18 protein-coding genes, 1 other RNA gene and 1 other annotated feature are annotated in these 19,075 nt (G+C 51.4%); of the genes, 10 read left to right on the forward strand and 9 right to left on the reverse strand.

The features are described from left to right. Positions 1 to 26: 26 nt before the first annotated feature. The 5 genes from recR to AB4H76_RS17105 all read right to left on the reverse strand — a co-directional run bounded on the left by recR (position 27) and on the right by AB4H76_RS17105 (position 4,155). Positions 27 to 632, reverse strand: a complete 606-nt coding sequence (gene recR, locus AB4H76_RS17085) for a recombination mediator RecR (RefSeq protein ID WP_001195025.1) — start codon at positions 630 to 632, stop codon at positions 27 to 29. Further along, on the reverse strand, positions 632 to 961 hold the full coding sequence (locus AB4H76_RS17090) for a YbaB/EbfC family nucleoid-associated protein (RefSeq protein ID WP_000467098.1): 330 nt from the start codon (positions 959 to 961) through the stop codon (positions 632 to 634). Before AB4H76_RS17090 ends, recR begins: the two co-directional genes overlap by 1 nt. A gap of 52 nt (positions 962 to 1,013) precedes the next feature. Further along, positions 1,014 to 2,945 carry a DNA polymerase III subunit gamma/tau gene (dnaX, locus tag AB4H76_RS17095; protein ID WP_000122010.1) on the reverse strand — a complete coding sequence of 644 codons (1,932 nt, stop codon included), beginning with the start codon at positions 2,943 to 2,945 and terminating at the stop codon, positions 1,014 to 1,016. Beyond that, positions 1,617 to 1,681: a sequence feature (DnaX frameshifting element), on the reverse strand. (Overlaps the previous gene by 65 nt.) Positions 2,946 to 3,073: 128 nt before the next feature. Continuing rightward, positions 3,074 to 3,625 (reverse strand): adenine phosphoribosyltransferase, encoded by a 552-nt coding sequence (gene apt / locus AB4H76_RS17100; protein WP_000127356.1) that lies wholly within the window; start codon positions 3,623 to 3,625, stop codon positions 3,074 to 3,076. Positions 3,626 to 3,777: 152 nt separating this feature from the next. Beyond that, complete coding sequence (locus AB4H76_RS17105; RefSeq protein WP_001188905.1) at positions 3,778 to 4,155, reverse strand: DUF454 family protein; 378 nt, start codon at positions 4,153 to 4,155, stop codon at positions 3,778 to 3,780. A 69-nt stretch (positions 4,156 to 4,224) separates the two neighbouring features. Between AB4H76_RS17105 and priC the strand changes: the two genes are divergently transcribed. Continuing rightward, positions 4,225 to 4,752: a primosomal replication protein N'' gene (priC, locus tag AB4H76_RS17110; RefSeq protein ID WP_000844876.1), complete on the forward strand. Its 528-nt coding sequence runs from the start codon at positions 4,225 to 4,227 to the stop codon at positions 4,750 to 4,752. 13 nt (positions 4,753 to 4,765) lie between these two features. Further along, positions 4,766 to 4,927, forward strand: a complete 162-nt coding sequence (gene rsmS, locus AB4H76_RS17115) for a pleiotropic regulatory protein RsmS (protein ID WP_000051146.1) — start codon at positions 4,766 to 4,768, stop codon at positions 4,925 to 4,927. A 211-nt stretch (positions 4,928 to 5,138) separates the two neighbouring features. On the opposite strand, the gene mscK is transcribed toward rsmS, so the two are convergent. Beyond that, complete coding sequence (gene mscK, locus AB4H76_RS17120; protein ID WP_001399996.1) at positions 5,139 to 8,501, reverse strand: mechanosensitive channel MscK; 3,363 nt, start codon at positions 8,499 to 8,501, stop codon at positions 5,139 to 5,141. A gap of 127 nt (positions 8,502 to 8,628) precedes the next feature. Next, positions 8,629 to 9,276, reverse strand: a complete 648-nt coding sequence (gene acrR, locus AB4H76_RS17125; RefSeq protein ID WP_000101737.1) for a multidrug efflux transporter transcriptional repressor AcrR — start codon at positions 9,274 to 9,276, stop codon at positions 8,629 to 8,631. Between the two features lie 141 nt (positions 9,277 to 9,417). On the opposite strand from acrR, the gene acrA reads away from it, so the two are divergent. From acrA to pdeB, 7 genes are all read left to right on the forward strand, one after another. Further along, positions 9,418 to 10,611, forward strand: coding sequence for a multidrug efflux RND transporter periplasmic adaptor subunit AcrA (acrA, locus tag AB4H76_RS17130; protein ID WP_001295324.1), 1,194 nt, complete (start codon positions 9,418 to 9,420; stop codon positions 10,609 to 10,611). A 22-nt stretch (positions 10,612 to 10,633) separates the two neighbouring features. Beyond that, positions 10,634 to 13,783, forward strand: a complete 3,150-nt coding sequence (gene acrB, locus AB4H76_RS17135) for an efflux RND transporter permease AcrB (protein WP_001132469.1) — start codon at positions 10,634 to 10,636, stop codon at positions 13,781 to 13,783. A 545-nt stretch (positions 13,784 to 14,328) separates the two neighbouring features. Further along, positions 14,329 to 14,703, forward strand: a complete 375-nt coding sequence (tomB, locus tag AB4H76_RS17140; RefSeq protein ID WP_000344800.1) for an Hha toxicity modulator TomB — start codon at positions 14,329 to 14,331, stop codon at positions 14,701 to 14,703. Between the two features lie 25 nt (positions 14,704 to 14,728). Next, positions 14,729 to 14,947, forward strand: a complete 219-nt coding sequence (locus AB4H76_RS17145) for an HHA domain-containing protein (protein ID WP_001291435.1) — start codon at positions 14,729 to 14,731, stop codon at positions 14,945 to 14,947. A 171-nt stretch (positions 14,948 to 15,118) separates the two neighbouring features. Further along, positions 15,119 to 15,670 (forward strand): maltose O-acetyltransferase, encoded by a 552-nt coding sequence (gene maa, locus AB4H76_RS17150; protein WP_000102564.1) that lies wholly within the window; start codon positions 15,119 to 15,121, stop codon positions 15,668 to 15,670. 115 nt (positions 15,671 to 15,785) lie between these two features. Continuing rightward, positions 15,786 to 16,256: a YlaC family protein gene (locus tag AB4H76_RS17155; protein WP_000136192.1), complete on the forward strand. Its 471-nt coding sequence runs from the start codon at positions 15,786 to 15,788 to the stop codon at positions 16,254 to 16,256. A gap of 163 nt (positions 16,257 to 16,419) precedes the next feature. Continuing rightward, positions 16,420 to 17,970 (forward strand): cyclic-guanylate-specific phosphodiesterase PdeB, encoded by a 1,551-nt coding sequence (pdeB, locus tag AB4H76_RS17160; protein WP_001299455.1) that lies wholly within the window; start codon positions 16,420 to 16,422, stop codon positions 17,968 to 17,970. Positions 17,971 to 18,011: 41 nt separating this feature from the next. Here the strand turns inward: pdeB and AB4H76_RS17165 are convergent, their stop codons facing one another. Together AB4H76_RS17165 and ffs are read right to left on the reverse strand one after the other, a co-directional pair. Then, a complete protein-coding gene (locus AB4H76_RS17165) occupies positions 18,012 to 18,365 on the reverse strand; it encodes a DUF1428 domain-containing protein (RefSeq protein ID WP_000878140.1) in 354 nt (117 codons plus the stop codon). A 119-nt stretch (positions 18,366 to 18,484) separates the two neighbouring features. Then, an RNA gene (gene ffs / locus AB4H76_RS17170) (signal recognition particle sRNA small type) lies at positions 18,485 to 18,581 on the reverse strand. Positions 18,582 to 18,743: 162 nt separating this feature from the next. Between ffs and AB4H76_RS17175 the strand changes: the two genes are divergently transcribed. Beyond that, positions 18,744 to 19,055 carry an MGMT family protein gene (locus AB4H76_RS17175; RefSeq protein ID WP_000409911.1) on the forward strand — a complete coding sequence of 104 codons (312 nt, stop codon included), beginning with the start codon at positions 18,744 to 18,746 and terminating at the stop codon, positions 19,053 to 19,055. The last annotated feature ends 20 nt before the right edge of the window (positions 19,056 to 19,075 follow it).

The following is a 19,075-nucleotide window of genomic DNA, read 5'->3' on the forward strand; positions in this document are numbered from 1 at the left end:
GAGCAGGTGATCCTGCTCTCGTTTGCTTAAAAACGAATCTTATGACGCCCGGCAAGGGAGTGTGACAACGTGGTGCCGTCGACCATTTCCAGCTCGCCGCCAACCGGAACGCCATGAGCGATTCGGCTGGCTTCCACGTCATATTGCGCGCAAAGCTCGGCAATGTAGTTAGCGGTAGCTTCACCTTCAACCGTGGGGTTGGTGGCGAGGATCACTTCAGTGATTTTTTCCTCTGCCAGACGCTGTTCCAGACGATCAAGCCCGATATCATCCGGACCGATGCCGTCCAGCGGTGACAGATGCCCCATCAACACAAAATAACGACCTGAAAACTGCCCCGTCTGCTCAATGGCGTAGATGTCCGCCGGACTCTCCACCACGCAGATTTGACCGTTTTCCTGACGACGCGGATTCGAACAGATGTTACAGACTTCCTGTTCGGTGAAAGTGCGGCAATCGGCGCAGTGGCCGATTTCCGACATCGCCCGGGTGAGCGCCTGCGCCAGACGCATCCCGCCGCTACGATCGCGCTGAAGCAGCGTGAACGCCATACGCTGCGCCGACTTCGGGCCAACGCCCGGCAGACAGCGCAGTGCTTCCATAAGCTGTGTTAACAGCGGGCTGGTTTGCATCAGAACGGCATCTTAAAGCCAGGCGGCAGCTGCATTCCGGAGGATACAGAGGCCATTTTTTCTTTCTGCGTTTCTTCAATACGACGTGCTGCGTCGTTGAATGCTGCAGCCACCAGGTCTTCCAGCATCTCTTTGTCGTCTTCCAGCAGGCTCGGGTCGATCTCTACGCGACGGCAGTTGTGTGCACCGTTGATGGTCACTTTTACCAGACCTGCGCCAGATTCGCCGGTAACTTCCAGCTGCGCGATCTCTTCCTGCATTTTCTGCATTTTTTCTTGCATCTGCTGGGCTTGCTTCATCAGGTTACCCAGACCGCCTTTACCAAACATAGGTTTCTCTCTCAATCACGTTAAGGATGACGAACGTAAGCTGTGCTTACGATCAAATGGGGCGGATACTGTCTTCATCCAGCTCCGCATCGAAGAATCGACGCAGGGTCTGAATATTATTATCCGCAATAATGGACTCGCGCGCCTGCGCAAGTTTTTCTTCGTATATCGCCTGACGCCATTCCAGCGGCGTACGCACCGCGGGATTATCATCTTCAACGATAGTCAGTTCAACCGTTGAACCTTTTAACGTGCTCAACGCTTCAGCCAGTTTTTGCTGTGCACCGCGGTTGTTCAAATGCCGCTGAGAGGTGCGCAAATGCAGACATACTGCGTTGTCGCTCTCCTCTTTCCAGGCATTTAAGGCCACCTGTTCGACCAGTTTTGGTAGCGAAAGTTGGCTAACCTGTGCCGCCCACGCGTCGCGCTCAATGGCTTCTGCCGCCAGCTTCGCCGCCAGTTCCGGCGTTTTTTCATGTTCCAGCGCTTTTTTCAGCGCTTTCGGCGTGGCGACCACTTCTTTTTGCTGCATCACCGGAGTGGTCGCCTTCCAGCGATACGCTTCTTTTTTAGCTGGCGCTTTTTCCAGCGCCGATGGCACCGGACGCGCCTGAACGCGATCGGTGACCGAAGCCAGTCTTTCCAGCGCAGCGTTATTCACCGGCCGCGCGCGGGTAGCGGCTGCCGGTTCACTCTTTTTTGCTTTGGTTGCTCCCTGCACGCGCTGCAACTGCTGGCGCGCCGCCAGCACCTGGCTGGTGGTTTCCGGGAGCGGTACAGTCGGAGCCTGCTGCGGCGCTGATTGCGGTTGCGGCGGCACCTGGGTTGGCGTCATTACTGCCGTTGGTGCGACAGGTGCAAAGGACTGGCGTGGCACTTCTGGCTCAGGCAGCGGCATACGCGGATGGAATGCCAGCGCGCGCAGCAGCGTCATCTCAACGCCCATGCGGCGGTCCGGCGCATACGGTAATTCTTTGCGACCAATCAACAGCGTCTGATAGTAAAGCTGAATATCCGTCGGCGGTATGGTGCGCGCCAGTTCACGCATCCGCAGCTCGATGGCGGCCATGTCGTTGCCAAGTGCAGCAGGCGAAAGTTGTACCATCGCAATACGATGCAACAGACCGAGCATTTCCACCAGCAACGCTTCCCACTCGATACCACGGGCAGCGGCTTCATTAATCAGCGCCATTACGCGCTCGCCGTTGGCCTCGACCATCGCTTCAACCAGCGACAGCGCCTGATCGTCGTCAAGCGTACCCAGCATCGCACTGACCGCCTGGGTTGAAACCTGGCCGTCACCGCTGGCAATCGCCTGGTCGGTCAGACTTAAGGCATCTCGCAGGCTGCCTTCAGCGGCGCGCGCCAGCAATTGCAACGCCCGCGGCTCGTGAGCGATATGTTCTTCGTTGAGGATGTGCTCAAGCTGATGGCGAATTTGCTCGACATCCAGCGCCTTGAGATGAAATTGCAGACAGCGTGACAAAATCGTCACCGGCAATTTCTGTGGATCGGTCGTCGCCAGCAGAAACTTAACGTGCTCCGGCGGCTCTTCAAGGGTTTTTAACAGTGCGTTAAAGCTGTGGCGCGACAGCATATGCACTTCGTCGATCAGATAAACTTTGAAACGACCACGCGCCGGAGCGTACTGGACGTTATCCAGCAGGTCGCGGGTATCTTCAACTTTGGTGCGCGAGGCGGCGTCGATTTCAATCAGATCGACAAAGCGCCCCTGCTCGATTTCACGACAGTTATCGCACACGCCGCACGGCGTCGCGGTAATGCCGGTTTCGCAGTTTAGCCCCTTCGCCAGCAGTCGGGCGATAGAGGTTTTTCCGACGCCACGGGTGCCGGAAAAAAGATAAGCATGATGAATACGCCCTAACGACAAGCCGTTCGCCAGTGCGGTCAGCACATGTTCCTGGCCGACGACGTCAGCAAAGGTTTGTGGGCGCCATTTTCGGGCTAAGACCTGATAACTCATTGGCAGGCTCTGAAACGCTGGAAGGTGGATTCACGAAGGGGTAATGCTAACACAGCCCCGTCAGAACGGCGAGGCTGAATGCACATCTTGTGCTGTCCGTAGCGTGGGCAGCACAAGACTGGCGATAATTAATGGCCCGGGAACGGGACAAGGCTGTAGCTGGTAATGCCCTGTTTTTCGAGACGCTGTTCGCCGCCGAGATCGAACAGGTTGATAATGAACGCAGCGTCAGCCACTTCACCACCCAGACGACGGATCAGTTTAACGGTCGCTTCGATAGTGCCGCCGGTTGCCAGCAGATCGTCCACCACCAGAACTTTGTCGCCCGGTTTGATGGCATCAACGTGGATCTCCAGCTGATCGGTGCCGTATTCCAGATCGTAAGTTTCACTGATAGTTTCACGCGGCAGTTTGCCCGGTTTACGGACCGGCACAAAGCCAACGCCCAGACCCAGAGCTACCGGAGCGCCAAACAAGAAGCCACGCGCTTCGGTGCCGACAACTTTGGTAATGCCCGCATTTTTGTAACGCTCAACCAGCAAGTCGATGCTGAGAGCGTAAGCTTTCGGGTCTTCCAGTAAGCTGGTGACATCGCGGAAAAGAATGCCGGGTTTTGGGTAGTCCTGAATGCTTTTGATGCTATTTTTGAGATACTCAAGCTGCTGTGCAGTCGCGGTCATAAGTGTATGCCTGCTTGTTACGGTGGTACTCACGGCGCGTTTTAAACGTATCAAAAGTAACAGTTGTTTAACCTTTGACCGCCTGCGCCTGTGCTCGAAAACGCCAGAATGTACTGGCTGTACGCAATAATTGCAACTGCGATTGTTGTGCTTCAGTGCTTTTCTTGCTTTTCATCAATCACCGGAATTCGCCACATATAGAAAAGCAAACAGGCGAGAATTACCAGCAACATGATGCGCACCCATGGCATCTGGACGAACCACAGAGAAATGGCAAACGTGAGCAAAATAAGCAAAATCGCCCGCGGTTTGACGCCGCGCGGCATCGCATGATGTTTCTGCCAGAAACGTAGATAGCTGCCAAACCATGAGCGGTACAGCAACCAGGCGTGAAAGCGCGGGGAAGAACGGGCAAAGCACCAGGCCGCCAGCAGGATAAACGGCGTCGTCGGTAATACCGGTAATACCACGCCCAGCGTACCCAGCACTACCGCCAGCCAGCCAATGATGATTAAAATGATTCGTTGCATATTGAGTGTTGTCAGCTTACAGAGTGGCTACTTTAGCATAACAATTATCATTTTCATTGAGGTCTTATCGTGAAAACCGCCCTGCTGCTGGAAAAACTGGAAGGACAGCTCGCTACGCTGCGTCAGCGTTGTGCCCCGGTGTCACAGTTCGCCACGCTAAGTGCTCGTTTCGACAGGCATCTTTTTCAGACTCGTGCGACAACACTACAGGCTTGTCTCGACGAGGCGGGCGATAATCTGGCTGCGCTTCGTCATGCAGTTGAGCAGCAACAGCTGCCGCAAGTGGCCTGGCTGGCGGAACATCTGGCGGCACAACTGGAAGCCATCGCGCGTGAAGCCTCCGCCTGGTCATTGCGCGAGTGGGACAGTGCGCCACCGAAAATTGCCCGCTGGCAGCGTAAACGTATTCAGCATCAGGATTTTGAGCGGCGGCTACGTGAGATGGTTGCCGAACGCAGAGCCCGCCTGGTGCGGGTGACCGATCTCGTGGAACAGCAAACGCTGCATCGTGAAGTGGAAGCCTATGAAGCGCGCCTGGCACGCTGCCGCCATGCGCTGGAAAAAATCGAAAACAGGCTAGCGCGCTTAACCCGCTAGCAATGGAGAGAGTATGTCACTTGAAAATGCCCCTGACGATGTCAAACTGGCTGTCGATTTGATTGTGCTGCTGGAAGAAAATCAGATCCCAGCCCGCACCGTGCTGCGCGCGCTGGATATTGTAAAACGCGATTATGAAAAGAAATTAACGCGCGATGATGAGGCGGAAAAGTGAGAAATAAATGGGGCCGCTAAATGTCCCCTAAGATTGTGGGCAAACGCAAAACTGCCTGATGCGCTACGCTTATCAGGCCTACACCGCTCCTGCAATATATTGAATTCTTGCGGTTTCGTAGGCCGGATAAGGCGGTCACGCCGCATCCGGCATGAACAACGCGCACTTTGTCAGTAATCTCGGGGCAACTAAATGTCGCCCCCTTTGGTTATTACCCAACCGCTGGTGTCGGATCGTCGCCTTTGTAGTCGCGTTTTACTTCCGTCACCTCATCGCCCTTCTCGTTGTGCAGATGCACTTCAAGCTGGTTAAAGGCAATGTTGATGTCGTTTTCACGGCACAGCTGATCGATAGTACGGTTCAGCTCATCGACAGTACGGCTACGGTCACGCAGTTCACGCACATACAGACGCAGCTCATGATCCAACGTGCTGGCACCAAATGCCGTAAAGAAGACTTCCGGCATTGGTTCGTGCATCACCCTTGGGTGCTCAGTCGCCGCCTTCAGTAACACTTTACGCACTTTTTCCAGATCGGAGCCATAGGCCACGCCGATACGGATCACCAGACGCGTAGTAGTGTCAGTCAACGACCAGTTGATCAAACGCTCGGTAACAAACGCTTTGTTCGGGATGATCACTTCTTTGCGATCGAAATCGGTAATCGTTGTCGCACGAATACGGATCTTACTTACCGTCCCCGAGAAGCTACCAATGGTTACCGTATCGCCAATACGCACCGGACGTTCGAACAGAATAATCAAACCGGAGACGAAGTTACCGAAAATTTCTTGTAAACCAAAACCAAGACCTACGGATAATGCTGCGGCCAGCCACTGGAGTTTATCCCAAGAGACGCCCAGCGATCCGAACACCGTCATCGCACCAACAGCAATAATGATGTAGTTAAGGATGGTAGTAATGGCATACGACGCGCCCTGGCGCATATTCAGTCGCGAGAGCACCAGCACTTCCAGCAAACCAGGCAGGTTGCGAATCAACGCCCAGGCCACCATTGAGGCGATAATCGCAAACAACAAACTACCCATGGTGACGTTTTTCACCACCGCAGCGCCAGCTTCAGTGCCGTTGTAATGCCAGAGCGTGATGCTGTCGAGATAGCTGAACACGGTGATCAAATCGGACCAAATTGCCCAGAACATGACACCGAACAGCGCAAACATCAGCAACATGGTAATACGCAGCGTCTGCTGGTTAACCTGTTCCAGTGCAATGGTGGGTTCTTCCGGCGGTTCGGCACCTTCTGCGCCCTCTTTCACCAGATTCTGCCGACGCGCCAGCGCACGACGCCAGGCGATACGCCGCGCCGCTACGCTTAAGCCGCGCAATACCGTCTGGTAGAGCAAGTTCCAGATGATCACCAGATAAACGGTTTCAATCCAACGCCCGGAGAGGCGCAGCGTGGTGTAGAAATAACCCGTGGCAGTCAGCACCATCAATGCAATCGGGATAATCGACAGCACGGTAATGGTGACCAGTCGCATGGTGTGCGACTCTTTATCACGCCAGCTTTCGCGGCACATTGGCCATACCAGGAAGGCAATCAGCAGCAGGTTGAAGAAAATCATCGCCTGCCCCAGCACATCATCCATCAGATGCAGCGGGGAAAGTTCTGCCACCACAGACCAGAAATGGATAGGCAGCAACGCGAGACTGATGCGGACAATTTGCCGACGCCAGTGGCTGGTCTGCTGCTCCGGCATGCCGAAGTGACGCACGGCAACGCCATTTTTCTCCAGTACCTTCCAGCACAGGCCAAACACCAGCCAGAAAATCGCCAGTTTTTTACTGAACGACCATAGCAGTTCGCTGATGTTGAGCTGCATGGTCAACAGAATCAGGCCAACCGCGAGAATAATCAGGCACACCGGCAGTGCACGGATCAGGTCGATAAGGATCGCTTTTGGTGTGTTGAGCTGGCTGTCGTTACGCAGGGAACCCACAGCGGAAGCCAGTTTTTGTTGATACGCTTTCAGCCACCCCAGACGCCAGTGGATCAGCCCGGCAATCAACAGCAGCGGCAAACCAGCGAGGAAAGCGATAAAAACGGCGGGCCAGGCTTTTTCCCAGTTCACCGTAATTTTCATCGACTTAAATTCATCTTTCAGGCTTTGCGGGAATGCTTTGATCCAGTCCCAGTCCATTGGACGGTTACTGTTCACCCAAAAGATTTGCTGAGTCAGGATGGATTTCAGGTTTTTCGACACACTCATTAACTGCTGCTGGTTGATTTGCAGGTTAATGGCCATCATCAGCTGGTTACCCAACTGTTTGTTGAGTTGATCCAGCAATTCGCGACGCATATCAACCACTTGCAATAACGCATCGTGAACTTCGCTGTTGACTTCGTTGGTGTGACCTTCTTCCAGTTTGTTGACGAACGCATCGCTCTGGAAGAGTGCATCACGCTGCTGGTTAACTTCAAACTGTTCGAGACGCAAATCCGCGATGCGGTTGGTCATGTTTTCCAGTTCATCCGCCGAGGGCAGCGTTTGTTGTTGCTGGTAAAGGATACGAGACAACAGCAGGCTGCCCTTCAGGACGGCAATCTGCTCTTTAATATTGCGTTCCGATTGCAGCGCCCGCTCCAGCCAGTTTTTGACTTTAATGTTTTGCTGCATCAACTGATTACCGTTTTCAGTCGCGGTAATCAGACGCTGACTTAACTGCTGGTTAATTTCCAGTTCCTGCTTCACCAGCGGATTAGCCTGAATACGCGCGGCTTCATCCGGGGAGACGGCTTCCTGCGCCGTTTTTTCGGTTAAAGTCAGGCGCTTGCTGTTTACCGCTTCTTGCAACAGTTGTAACTGGTGCTCCAGACGAGCGCTGTTCGCCGTCACGTAATCACGTTGCTTTTGCAAGGTATCCTGCAAGACGGTGTTCCCTTCCAGGCTTTTACGCTGCTGGTCAATCTCCGCATTCAGCAACGCCTGCTGGGCCTGCATTAACACTTTCTGGCTGGGACGTAAGGCTGTCTCGCCGACATCAGTCCCATCCAGACGACTGCGAATTTGTTGCAGCTGCTGCGAAGCGTTATACATCGCATTTTGCACGCGTTCGGGCTGCGTCTGTAACGAAACCAGCTGGCTGTTATAAGACGCCAGATCGTTTTGTGCGTTTTGCAAATCGTCCAGCGCCTGGGCAACGCGAGTTTCCAGCTGGCGCAACGACAGCGTGCTCAGAATTTTGCGCGTTTCTTCGTCGTTATCGACATCGCTAAGTGCTGTTAACGCCGCGGTCGCCTGGCGCATTTTTTCCGGCGCTTCAGCGACTTTTTGCCGTAGCTGAACTGTCTCTTCTTTTATGCGATCGATTTTATCGAGGGTGGCTAATGTATCTGTCAGATCCTGCTGCACCAGTTTGTCCTGAGCAGAAAGATCTTTTTGTTTATTTAGTGAGTCAAGTTGCGCCTGCAGGTCCGCTTTTGTCGGCAGATCACCATTCGATGACGCCCGCGCAAACGCCGTGTTCTGGCATAACAAGACAAAAACAAAAGCAATAAATGCTGAAAAAACAAAATGCCGTGATCGTTTGTAATACTGGAACATAGTCATGATGAATGAAGGTTTCTGAACCTGAAGAACGACCTGAAAAAGTCAAACCGCAAGAATATCACGACGCAGTGAACCAGAATAGCAACGACGAAAATGTCCAGGAAAAATCCTGGAGTCAGATTCAGGGTTATTCGTTAGTGGCAGGATTACGAAGCGTGGGGCACAGGAGATACATCTCCAGTAAGATGGCAACGTAATCGCGGGCTTCTTTTTTAAGATCAAAAGATTGCGGGGCAAAGAGCCAGTTTTCCATCAGGCCGGAAATATAGCCGCGCATAATAATTGCTGCGCGACGCGTCATTAAATCCGCAGGCAACATTTTCGCTTCAATACAATGTTTTAACGTTTGTTCTATACGGTCATAACTTTCCAGACAGAGATTACGTTGTGCCTGTTGCACAACAGCCATTTCTCCGACAAATTCGCATTTGTGGAATATAATCTCCATCAATAATCGACGCCGTTCTTCTGTCACCGTGGATTCAAGAACATGAATTAATATCTCTCTTAATACTGAGAGTGGATCGCCAGGGAATTTTGCCTGATACTCAAGCTCTAGTTCACCAATATTGGATTCTGACAGTTCCCAGATCTCACTGAACAAATCCGACTTGTCTTTAAAATGCCAGTAGATTGCACCGCGCGTAACGCCAGCTGCTTTTGCAATCTCGCCCAGCGAGGTGGATGATACCCCCTGCTGTGAGAAAAGACGTAGAGCCACATCGAGGATGTGTTGGCGCGTTTCTTGCGCTTCTTGTTTGGTTTTTCGTGCCATATGTTCGTGAATTTACAGGCGTTAGATTTACATACATTTGTGAATGTATGTACCATAGCACGACGATAATATAAACGCAGCAATGGGTTTATTAACTTTTGACCATTGACCAATTTGAAATCGGACACTCGAGGTTTACATATGAACAAAAACAGAGGGTTTACGCCTCTGGCGGTCGTTCTGATGCTCTCAGGCAGCTTAGCCCTAACAGGATGTGACGACAAACAGGCCCAACAAGGTGGCCAGCAGATGCCCGCCGTTGGCGTAGTAACAGTCAAAACTGAACCTCTGCAGATCACAACCGAGCTTCCGGGTCGCACCAGTGCCTACCGGATCGCAGAAGTTCGTCCTCAAGTTAGCGGGATTATCCTGAAGCGTAATTTCAAAGAAGGTAGCGACATCGAAGCAGGTGTCTCTCTCTATCAGATTGATCCTGCGACCTATCAGGCGACATACGACAGTGCGAAAGGTGATCTGGCGAAAGCCCAGGCTGCAGCCAATATCGCGCAATTGACGGTGAATCGTTATCAGAAACTGCTCGGTACTCAGTACATCAGTAAGCAAGAGTACGATCAGGCTCTGGCTGATGCGCAACAGGCGAATGCTGCGGTAACTGCGGCGAAAGCTGCCGTTGAAACTGCGCGGATCAATCTGGCTTACACCAAAGTCACCTCTCCGATTAGCGGTCGCATTGGTAAGTCGAACGTGACGGAAGGCGCATTGGTACAGAACGGTCAGGCGACTGCGCTGGCAACCGTGCAGCAACTTGATCCGATCTACGTTGATGTGACCCAGTCCAGCAACGACTTCCTGCGCCTGAAACAGGAACTGGCGAATGGCACGCTGAAACAAGAGAACGGCAAAGCCAAAGTGTCACTGATCACCAGTGACGGCATTAAGTTCCCGCAGGACGGTACGCTGGAATTCTCTGACGTTACCGTTGATCAGACCACTGGGTCTATCACCCTACGCGCTATCTTCCCGAACCCGGATCACACTCTGCTGCCGGGTATGTTCGTGCGCGCACGTCTGGAAGAAGGGCTTAATCCAAACGCTATTTTAGTCCCGCAACAGGGCGTAACCCGTACGCCGCGTGGCGATGCCACCGTACTGGTAGTTGGCGCGGATGACAAAGTGGAAACCCGTCCGATCGTTGCAAGCCAGGCTATTGGCGATAAGTGGCTGGTGACAGAAGGTCTGAAAGCAGGCGATCGCGTAGTAATAAGTGGGCTGCAGAAAGTGCGTCCTGGTGTCCAGGTAAAAGCACAAGAAGTTACCGCTGATAATAACCAGCAAGCCGCAAGCGGTGCTCAGCCTGAACAGTCCAAGTCTTAACTTAAACAGGAGCCGTTAAGACATGCCTAATTTCTTTATCGATCGCCCGATTTTTGCGTGGGTGATCGCCATTATCATCATGTTGGCAGGGGGGCTGGCGATCCTCAAACTGCCGGTGGCGCAATATCCTACGATTGCACCGCCGGCAGTAACGATCTCCGCCTCCTACCCCGGCGCTGATGCGAAAACAGTGCAGGACACGGTGACACAGGTTATCGAACAGAATATGAACGGTATCGATAACCTGATGTACATGTCCTCTAACAGTGACTCCACGGGTACCGTGCAGATCACCCTGACCTTTGAGTCTGGTACTGATGCGGATATCGCGCAGGTTCAGGTGCAGAACAAACTGCAGCTGGCGATGCCGTTGCTGCCGCAAGAAGTTCAGCAGCAAGGGGTGAGCGTTGAGAAATCATCCAGCAGCTTCCTGATGGTTGTCGGCGTTATCAACACCGATGGCACCATGACGCAGGAGGATATCTCCGACTACGTGGCGGCGAATATGAAAGATGCCATCAGCCGTACGTCGGGCGTGGGTGATGTTCAGTTGTTCGGTTCACAGTACGCGATGCGTATCTGGATGAACCCGAATGAGCTGAACAAATTCCAGCTAACGCCGGTTGATGTCATTACCGCCATCAAAGCGCAGAACGCCCAGGTTGCGGCGGGTCAGCTCGGTGGTACGCCGCCGGTGAAAGGCCAACAGCTTAACGCCTCTATTATTGCTCAGACGCGTCTGACCTCTACTGAAGAGTTCGGCAAAATCCTGCTGAAAGTGAATCAGGATGGTTCCCGCGTGCTGCTGCGTGACGTCGCGAAGATTGAGCTGGGTGGTGAGAACTACGACATCATCGCAGAGTTTAACGGCCAACCGGCTTCCGGTCTGGGGATCAAGCTGGCGACCGGTGCAAACGCGCTGGATACCGCTGCGGCAATCCGTGCTGAACTGGCGAAGATGGAACCGTTCTTCCCGTCGGGTCTGAAAATTGTTTACCCGTACGACACCACGCCGTTCGTGAAAATCTCTATTCACGAAGTGGTTAAAACGCTGGTCGAAGCGATCATCCTCGTGTTCCTGGTTATGTATCTGTTCCTGCAGAACTTCCGCGCGACGTTGATTCCGACCATTGCCGTACCGGTGGTATTGCTCGGGACCTTTGCCGTCCTTGCCGCCTTTGGCTTCTCGATAAACACGCTAACAATGTTCGGGATGGTGCTCGCCATCGGCTTGTTGGTGGATGACGCTATCGTTGTGGTAGAAAACGTGGAGCGTGTTATGGCGGAAGAAGGTTTGCCGCCAAAAGAAGCTACCCGTAAGTCGATGGGGCAGATTCAGGGCGCTCTGGTCGGTATCGCGATGGTACTGTCAGCGGTATTCGTACCGATGGCCTTCTTTGGCGGTTCTACTGGTGCTATCTATCGTCAGTTCTCTATTACCATTGTTTCAGCAATGGCGCTGTCGGTACTGGTAGCGTTGATCCTGACTCCGGCTCTTTGTGCCACCATGCTGAAACCGATTGCCAAAGGCGATCACGGGGAAGGTAAAAAAGGCTTCTTCGGCTGGTTTAACCGCATGTTCGAGAAGAGCACGCACCACTACACCGACAGCGTAGGCGGTATTCTGCGCAGTACGGGGCGTTACCTGGTGCTGTATCTGATCATCGTGGTCGGCATGGCCTATCTGTTCGTGCGTCTGCCAAGCTCCTTCTTGCCAGATGAGGACCAGGGCGTATTTATGACCATGGTTCAGCTGCCAGCAGGTGCAACGCAGGAACGTACGCAGAAAGTGCTCAATGAGGTAACGCATTACTATCTGACCAAAGAAAAGAACAACGTTGAGTCGGTGTTCGCCGTTAACGGCTTCGGCTTTGCGGGACGTGGTCAGAATACCGGTATTGCGTTCGTTTCCTTGAAGGACTGGGCCGATCGTCCGGGCGAAGAAAACAAAGTTGAAGCGATTACCATGCGTGCAACACGCGCTTTCTCGCAAATCAAAGATGCGATGGTTTTCGCCTTTAACCTGCCCGCAATCGTGGAACTGGGTACCGCAACCGGCTTTGACTTTGAGCTGATTGACCAGGCTGGCCTTGGTCACGAAAAACTGACTCAGGCGCGTAACCAGTTGCTTGCAGAAGCAGCGAAGCACCCTGATATGTTGACCAGCGTACGTCCAAACGGTCTGGAAGATACCCCGCAGTTTAAGATTGATATCGACCAGGAAAAAGCGCAGGCGCTGGGTGTTTCTATCAACGACATTAACACCACTCTGGGCGCTGCATGGGGCGGCAGCTATGTGAACGACTTTATCGACCGCGGTCGTGTGAAGAAAGTTTACGTCATGTCAGAAGCGAAATACCGTATGCTGCCGGATGATATCGGCGACTGGTATGTTCGTGCTGCTGATGGTCAGATGGTGCCGTTCTCGGCGTTCTCCTCTTCTCGTTGGGAGTACGGTTCGCCGCGTCTGGAACGTTACAACGGCCTGCCATCTATGGAAATCTTAGGCCAGGCGGCACCGGGTAAAAGTACCGGTGAAGCAATGGAGCTGATGGAACAACTGGCGAGCAAACTGCCTACCGGTGTTGGCTATGACTGGACGGGGATGTCCTATCAGGAACGCCTCTCCGGCAACCAGGCACCTTCACTGTACGCGATTTCGTTGATTGTCGTGTTCCTGTGTCTGGCGGCGCTGTACGAGAGCTGGTCGATTCCGTTCTCCGTTATGTTGGTCGTTCCGCTGGGGGTTATCGGTGCGTTGCTGGCTGCCACCTTCCGTGGCCTGACCAATGACGTTTACTTCCAGGTAGGCCTGCTCACAACCATTGGGTTGTCGGCGAAGAACGCGATACTTATCGTCGAATTCGCCAAAGACTTGATGGATAAAGAAGGTAAAGGTCTGATTGAAGCGACGCTTGATGCGGTGCGGATGCGTTTACGTCCGATCCTGATGACCTCGCTGGCGTTTATCCTCGGCGTTATGCCGCTGGTTATCAGTACTGGTGCTGGTTCCGGCGCGCAGAACGCAGTAGGTACCGGTGTAATGGGCGGGATGGTGACCGCAACGGTACTGGCAATCTTCTTCGTTCCGGTATTCTTTGTGGTGGTTCGCCGCCGCTTTAGCCGCAAGAATGAAGATATCGAGCACAGCCATACTGTCGATCATCATTGATACAACGTGTAATCACTAAGGCCGCGTAAGCGGCCTTTTTTATGCATAACCTACGAACATTAAGGAGTAATTGAACCACCAACTCAGGATCTCATACGAAAACCTGTATTAACCACGGATAAAATTCATAAAAAATACTGATTGTTAGTTAATTTATATTAAGTAGCGCTAATAGATTTAATAATCCATAATCATTTAGAGGCTATTCTTAATTATTTGCGGTAATTCTTTATTCATTCCTCGGTTATTACGTCATATTCAGAGCAATCCTGGTATTAGTGTCACCAATTTCATCTGGCGATAATCCTGAAATGTTATGAATAGTTCGAGCAAACTGCTTTTACCTGCTGCGGGTTAGTGCTAGTATGAAAAAGTGAGTCCTGTCCCGCTTCCTTCCTAATTGTAATTTTTCGTAATAATGCGATGAAAACCTGCAAAGAGTGGCTTATAGTTAAGCTAACAAACGAGAGGGCAAGTCCAGGTCAGTAAGTTTTTTCCATCCCGAAAGGTGTCCGTTAGTTCAACCGCTAAGAAGGGGACGCGTTATGGATGAATACTCACCCAAAAGACATGATATCGCACAGCTTAAGTTTCTCTGTGAAACCCTGTATCATGACTGCCTTGCAAACCTTGAAGAAAGCAATCATGGCTGGGTAAACGACCCAACCTCGGCGATCAACCTCCAGTTGAATGAACTGATTGAGCATATTGCGACCTTCGCACTTAATTACAAAATTAAGTATAATGAAGACAATAAGCTCATTGAGCAGATCGACGAATATCTGGATGACACCTTTATGTTGTTCAGTAGTTATGGTATTAATATGCAGGATCTTCAGAAATGGCGGAAGTCAGGTAATCGACTATTCCGTTGTTTTGTCAATGCGACGAAAGAGAATCCTGCGAGTTTATCTTGTTAGAATTATTACAACCATGGGTAGAAGTATGTCCGAAAAACCTTTAACGAAAACCGATTATTTAATGCGTTTACGTCGTTGCCAGACAATTGACACGCTGGAGCGTGTTATCGAGAAAAATAAATACGAATTATCAGATAATGAACTGGCGGTATTTTACTCAGCCGCAGATCACCGCCTCGCCGAATTGACCATGAATAAACTGTACGACAAGATCCCTTCCTCAGTATGGAAATTTATTCGCTAATAAATAATTCGCTTTCGGAGCTATAACCGGCTGTTTATTAAGAATTTTATACTTTTTCGCCATGAAGACATACCCTATGTGATCTTTATCACACAGATGTAATGGGAACGTTCTCTTCACTGACTTTTCGTCTTACTGTGTTGCCGCATTTTCAGCAACCGGAGGTCAGTAATGAGCACAGAAAAAGAAAAGATGATTGCTGGTGAGTTGTATCGCTCGGCAGATGAGACGTTATCTCGCGATCGCCTGCGCGCTCGTCAGCTTATTCACCGATACAATCATTCCCTGGCGGAAGAGCACACATTACGCCAGCAAATTCTCGCTGATCTATTCGGTCAGGTGACAGAGGCTTATATTGAGCCAACGTTTCGCTGTGACTATGGCTATAACATTTTTCTCGGTAATAATTTTTTCGCCAACTTCGATTGCGTGATGCTTGATGTCTGCCCTATTCGCATCGGTGATAACTGTATGTTGGCACCAGGCGTTCATATCTACACGGCAACACATCCCATCGACCCTGTAGCACGTAATAGCGGTGCTGAACTGGGGAAACCCGTCACCATCGGTAATAACGTCTGGATTGGCGGACGCGCGGTCATTAACCCTGGTGTGACCATTGGTGATAACGTCGTGGTAGCCTCAGGTGCAGTTGTCACAAAAGATGTCCCGGACAACGTTGTCGTGGGCGGTAATCCAGCCAGAATAATTAAAAAATTGTAATCGGTTTTTCGCAACTGTTATGCAAAATTGTGGTAAATCTGTTACTTCCTCTCTACTATTCCCACGTTAAAATAGGGTGTTCCCTGGAAAGTTGCAGATACCACGAAGGCAAACGATGACCGAAATACAACGCCTGCTGACCGAAACGATTGAGTCTCTGAATACCCGCGAAAAACGCGACAACAAACCCCGCTTTAGTATCAGTTTTATCCGTAAACATCCGGGGCTGTTTATCGGTATGTACGTTGCTTTTTTTGCCACCCTGGCGGTGATGTTGCAGTCCGAAACGCTGTCAGGCTCTGTCTGGCTACTGGTTGTATTATTTATCCTGCTTAATGGTTTCTTCTTTTTCGATGTCTACCCACGCTACCGCTATGAAGATATCGACGTGCTGGATTTCCGCGTTTGCTATAACGGCGAATGGTACAACACGCGCTTTGTACCTGCCGCGCTGGTTGAAGCCATCTTGAACTCTCCGCGTGTCGCGGATGTTCATAAGGAACAACTGCAAAAAATGATCGTCCGTAAAGGTGAACTGTCTTTTTACGATATTTTTACCCTCGCTCGCGCCGAATCAACATCTTAAGTTAGGGTTACATACCAGGCGTAAAGCTCTGCGCCTGGTCAAATGACAATGATCGTTTCCACCCATCACTTCATGAAATACCAGCTCTACCTCCTTATCTCCTGCCAGCCTTTTTCCACAATCAGATATACTTTCCCTACACTGTGTTAATAAGGATATGCTGGTGAGAACACGACATCTGGTCGGTCTTATTTCGGGAGTACTGATTCTTTCAGTATTGCTGCCTGTCGGCTTAAGCATCTGGCTGGCCCATCAGCAGGTAGAAACATCGTTTATTGAAGAGCTGGATACCTATTCCTCCCGCGTCGCTATTCGGGCCAATAAGGTGGCGACACAAGGGAAAGATGCGCTGCAAGAGCTGGAAAGATGGCAAGGCGCTGCCTGTAGCGAAGCCCATCTCATGGAAATGCGTCGGGTATCTTACAGTTATCGCTATATTCAGGAAGTGGTTTATATCGATAACAACGTTCCCCAGTGTTCGTCTCTGGAGCATGAAAGTCCGCCCGATACCTTCCCCGAGCCAGGTAAAATTTCGAAAGATGGTTATCGTGTCTGGTTAACATCGCATAACGATTTAGGCATTATCCGTTACATGGTCGCCATGGGAACGGCACATTATGTCGTCATGATCGACCCCGCTTCCTTTATTGATGTCATTCCCTATAGCTCATGGCAAATTGATGCCGCCATTATTGGCAATGCCCATAACGTTGTCATAACCAGCAGCGATGAAATTGCTCAGGGAATTATTACCAGGCTACAAAAAACACCCGGTGAGCATATCGAAAATAATGGAATCATTTACGATATCCTGCCCTTCCCGGAGATGAATATTTCGATCATCACCTGGGCTTCAACGAAAATGTTGCAGAAAGGCTGGCATCGGCAAGTCTTTATTTGGTTACCGCTCGGGTTGGTGATTGGCCTGCTGGCAGCGATGTTTGTGCTGCGTATTTTGCGCCGTATCCAGTCACCGCATCATCGGCTGCAGGATGCTATCGAAAATCGTGATATTTGCGTGCACTATCAGCCGATTGTCTCCTTAGCCAATGGCAAAATTGTCGGTGCTGAGGCACTGGCGCGCTGGCCGCAGACAGACGGTAGTTGGTTGTCACCAGATAGTTTTATTCCGCTGGCACAGCAAACGGGCCTTTCTGAGCCATTGACGCTACTGATTATAAGAAGCGTCTTTGAAGATATGGGCGACTGGCTGCGTCAGCATCCACAGCAGCATATTTCGATCAATCTTGAATCCACCGTGCTCACCTCGGAAAAAATCCCGCAATTGCTGCGTGAAATGATCAATCACTATCAGGTTAATCCCAGACAGATCGCGCTTGAACTCACTGAACGCGAGTTTGCCGATCCGAAAACCAGCGCCCCGATAATTTCTCGCTACCGGGAGGCGGGCCATGAAATTTATCTTGATGATTTTGGTACGGGATATTCAAGTTTAAGTTATTTACAGGATCTGGATGTCGACATTCTGAAGATCGATAAATCTTTCGTTGATGCGCTGGAATATAAAAATGTCACGCCGCATATCATCGAAATGGCAAAAACACTGAAACTGAAAATGGTAGCGGAGGGAATCGAAACCAGTAAACAAGAAGAGTGGCTACGCCAGCATGGCGTGCACTACGGTCAGGGCTGGCTCTACAGCAAGGCATTACCGAAAGAAGATTTCTTACGCTGGGCCGAGCAACATTTGTGAATTTTTGGGCTGACGGCACGCCGCACAGCCCGTCACGCTACCTATTCGTCGATGATTGACTCGAATCCGCCATAGATCATTCGCTTGCCGTCAAACGGCATGGACTCGCCGAACTCTTTCATCCGTGGGTCCGACATCATCTTTTGATTAGCAGCGTCGCGGACCTCTTTTGAAGGGTATTCAATCCAGCTAAAGACAACCTCTTCATTCTCTTCCGCTTTCACCGCCATACGAAAATCGGTCACTTTGCCATCCGGTACATCGCTGGCCCAGCATTCGACAATACGAAGCGCGCCAAACTCTTTAAACAATGGCGCAGCCTTAGCGGCCATTTCCCGATAGGCATCCTTTTTATCGGCAGGAACGGCAACCACAAAACCATCAACATACTTCATCAGACATACCTCCGAAGCGTACTGCGCAGCCAGACAATTCTTGCGACGTCAGTTGTGGTTAAAGTTTAGCCATGTTGGTTTTTTTTGACGAAACGGTGGGAGGCAGAAATGGGTGGGGGCCCTGCCAGCTACATCCCGGCACACGCGTCATCTGCCTTGGCTGCTTCCTTCCGGACCTGACCTGGTAAACAGAGTAGCGTTGCGGGAGAACCAACAGAGCCCCCATTGAGAGCGTTGAGAACCAACGCGCAGGCGCATTATCACTGCTGCCCCGGCTAATTGCAACCCATCGCGTGCCAGATGCTGGTTTCTTGCGCAATGCGACTTCACTCGGGCGTTTTTCCAGATTATGCTGAAAAATTACCTCAGGAAGAAAAGATGGAAAAAGAAGATTCATTTCCCCAACGCGTCTGGCAAATCGTCGCCGCTATTCCCGAAGGCTATGTCACCACTTACGGTGATGTGGCGAAACTGGCGGGATCGCCCCGCGCCGCGCGCCAGGTGGGCGGTGTGTTAAAGCGTCTCCCTGAAGGCAGCACCTTACCCTGGCACCGGGTGGTTAATCGCCACGGCACAATTTCGCTAACCGGACCGGATTTACAGCGTCAGCGACAGGCATTACTGGCAGAAGGTGTGATGGTATCGGGAAGCGGGCAAATCGACTTGCAGCGTTATCGCTGGAACTACTAACCCTCTCCGGGCGGAGAGGG

Origin of the sequence: Escherichia sp. UTM R2 (genome assembly GCF_048593455.1) — a bacterium.
Taxonomy (GTDB): Bacteria; Pseudomonadota; Gammaproteobacteria; order Enterobacterales; family Enterobacteriaceae; genus Escherichia; species Escherichia coli.

What these genes read in the sequence shown, in the direction of transcription:
- rsmS (WP_000051146.1), top strand. Translation starts at nt 4,766, where the DNA reads ATGTCACTTGAAAATGCCCCTGACGATGTCAAACTGGCTGTCGATTTG.
- mscK (WP_001399996.1), bottom strand. Translation starts at nt 8,501, where the DNA reads ATGACTATGTTCCAGTATTACAAACGATCACGGCATTTTGTTTTTTCA.
- tomB (WP_000344800.1), top strand. Translation starts at nt 14,329, where the DNA reads ATGGATGAATACTCACCCAAAAGACATGATATCGCACAGCTTAAGTTT.
- AB4H76_RS17105 (WP_001188905.1), bottom strand. Translation starts at nt 4,155, where the DNA reads ATGCAACGAATCATTTTAATCATCATTGGCTGGCTGGCGGTAGTGCTG.
- maa (WP_000102564.1), top strand. Translation starts at nt 15,119, where the DNA reads ATGAGCACAGAAAAAGAAAAGATGATTGCTGGTGAGTTGTATCGCTCG.
- AB4H76_RS17155 (WP_000136192.1), top strand. Translation starts at nt 15,786, where the DNA reads ATGACCGAAATACAACGCCTGCTGACCGAAACGATTGAGTCTCTGAAT.
- dnaX (WP_000122010.1), bottom strand. Translation starts at nt 2,945, where the DNA reads ATGAGTTATCAGGTCTTAGCCCGAAAATGGCGCCCACAAACCTTTGCT.
- AB4H76_RS17145 (WP_001291435.1), top strand. Translation starts at nt 14,729, where the DNA reads ATGTCCGAAAAACCTTTAACGAAAACCGATTATTTAATGCGTTTACGT.
- acrB (WP_001132469.1), top strand. Translation starts at nt 10,634, where the DNA reads ATGCCTAATTTCTTTATCGATCGCCCGATTTTTGCGTGGGTGATCGCC.
- recR (WP_001195025.1), bottom strand. Translation starts at nt 632, where the DNA reads ATGCAAACCAGCCCGCTGTTAACACAGCTTATGGAAGCACTGCGCTGT.
- acrR (WP_000101737.1), bottom strand. Translation starts at nt 9,276, where the DNA reads ATGGCACGAAAAACCAAACAAGAAGCGCAAGAAACGCGCCAACACATC.
- AB4H76_RS17175 (WP_000409911.1), top strand. Translation starts at nt 18,744, where the DNA reads ATGGAAAAAGAAGATTCATTTCCCCAACGCGTCTGGCAAATCGTCGCC.
- AB4H76_RS17090 (WP_000467098.1), bottom strand. Translation starts at nt 961, where the DNA reads ATGTTTGGTAAAGGCGGTCTGGGTAACCTGATGAAGCAAGCCCAGCAG.
- apt (WP_000127356.1), bottom strand. Translation starts at nt 3,625, where the DNA reads ATGACCGCGACTGCACAGCAGCTTGAGTATCTCAAAAATAGCATCAAA.
- AB4H76_RS17165 (WP_000878140.1), bottom strand. Translation starts at nt 18,365, where the DNA reads ATGAAGTATGTTGATGGTTTTGTGGTTGCCGTTCCTGCCGATAAAAAG.
- acrA (WP_001295324.1), top strand. Translation starts at nt 9,418, where the DNA reads ATGAACAAAAACAGAGGGTTTACGCCTCTGGCGGTCGTTCTGATGCTC.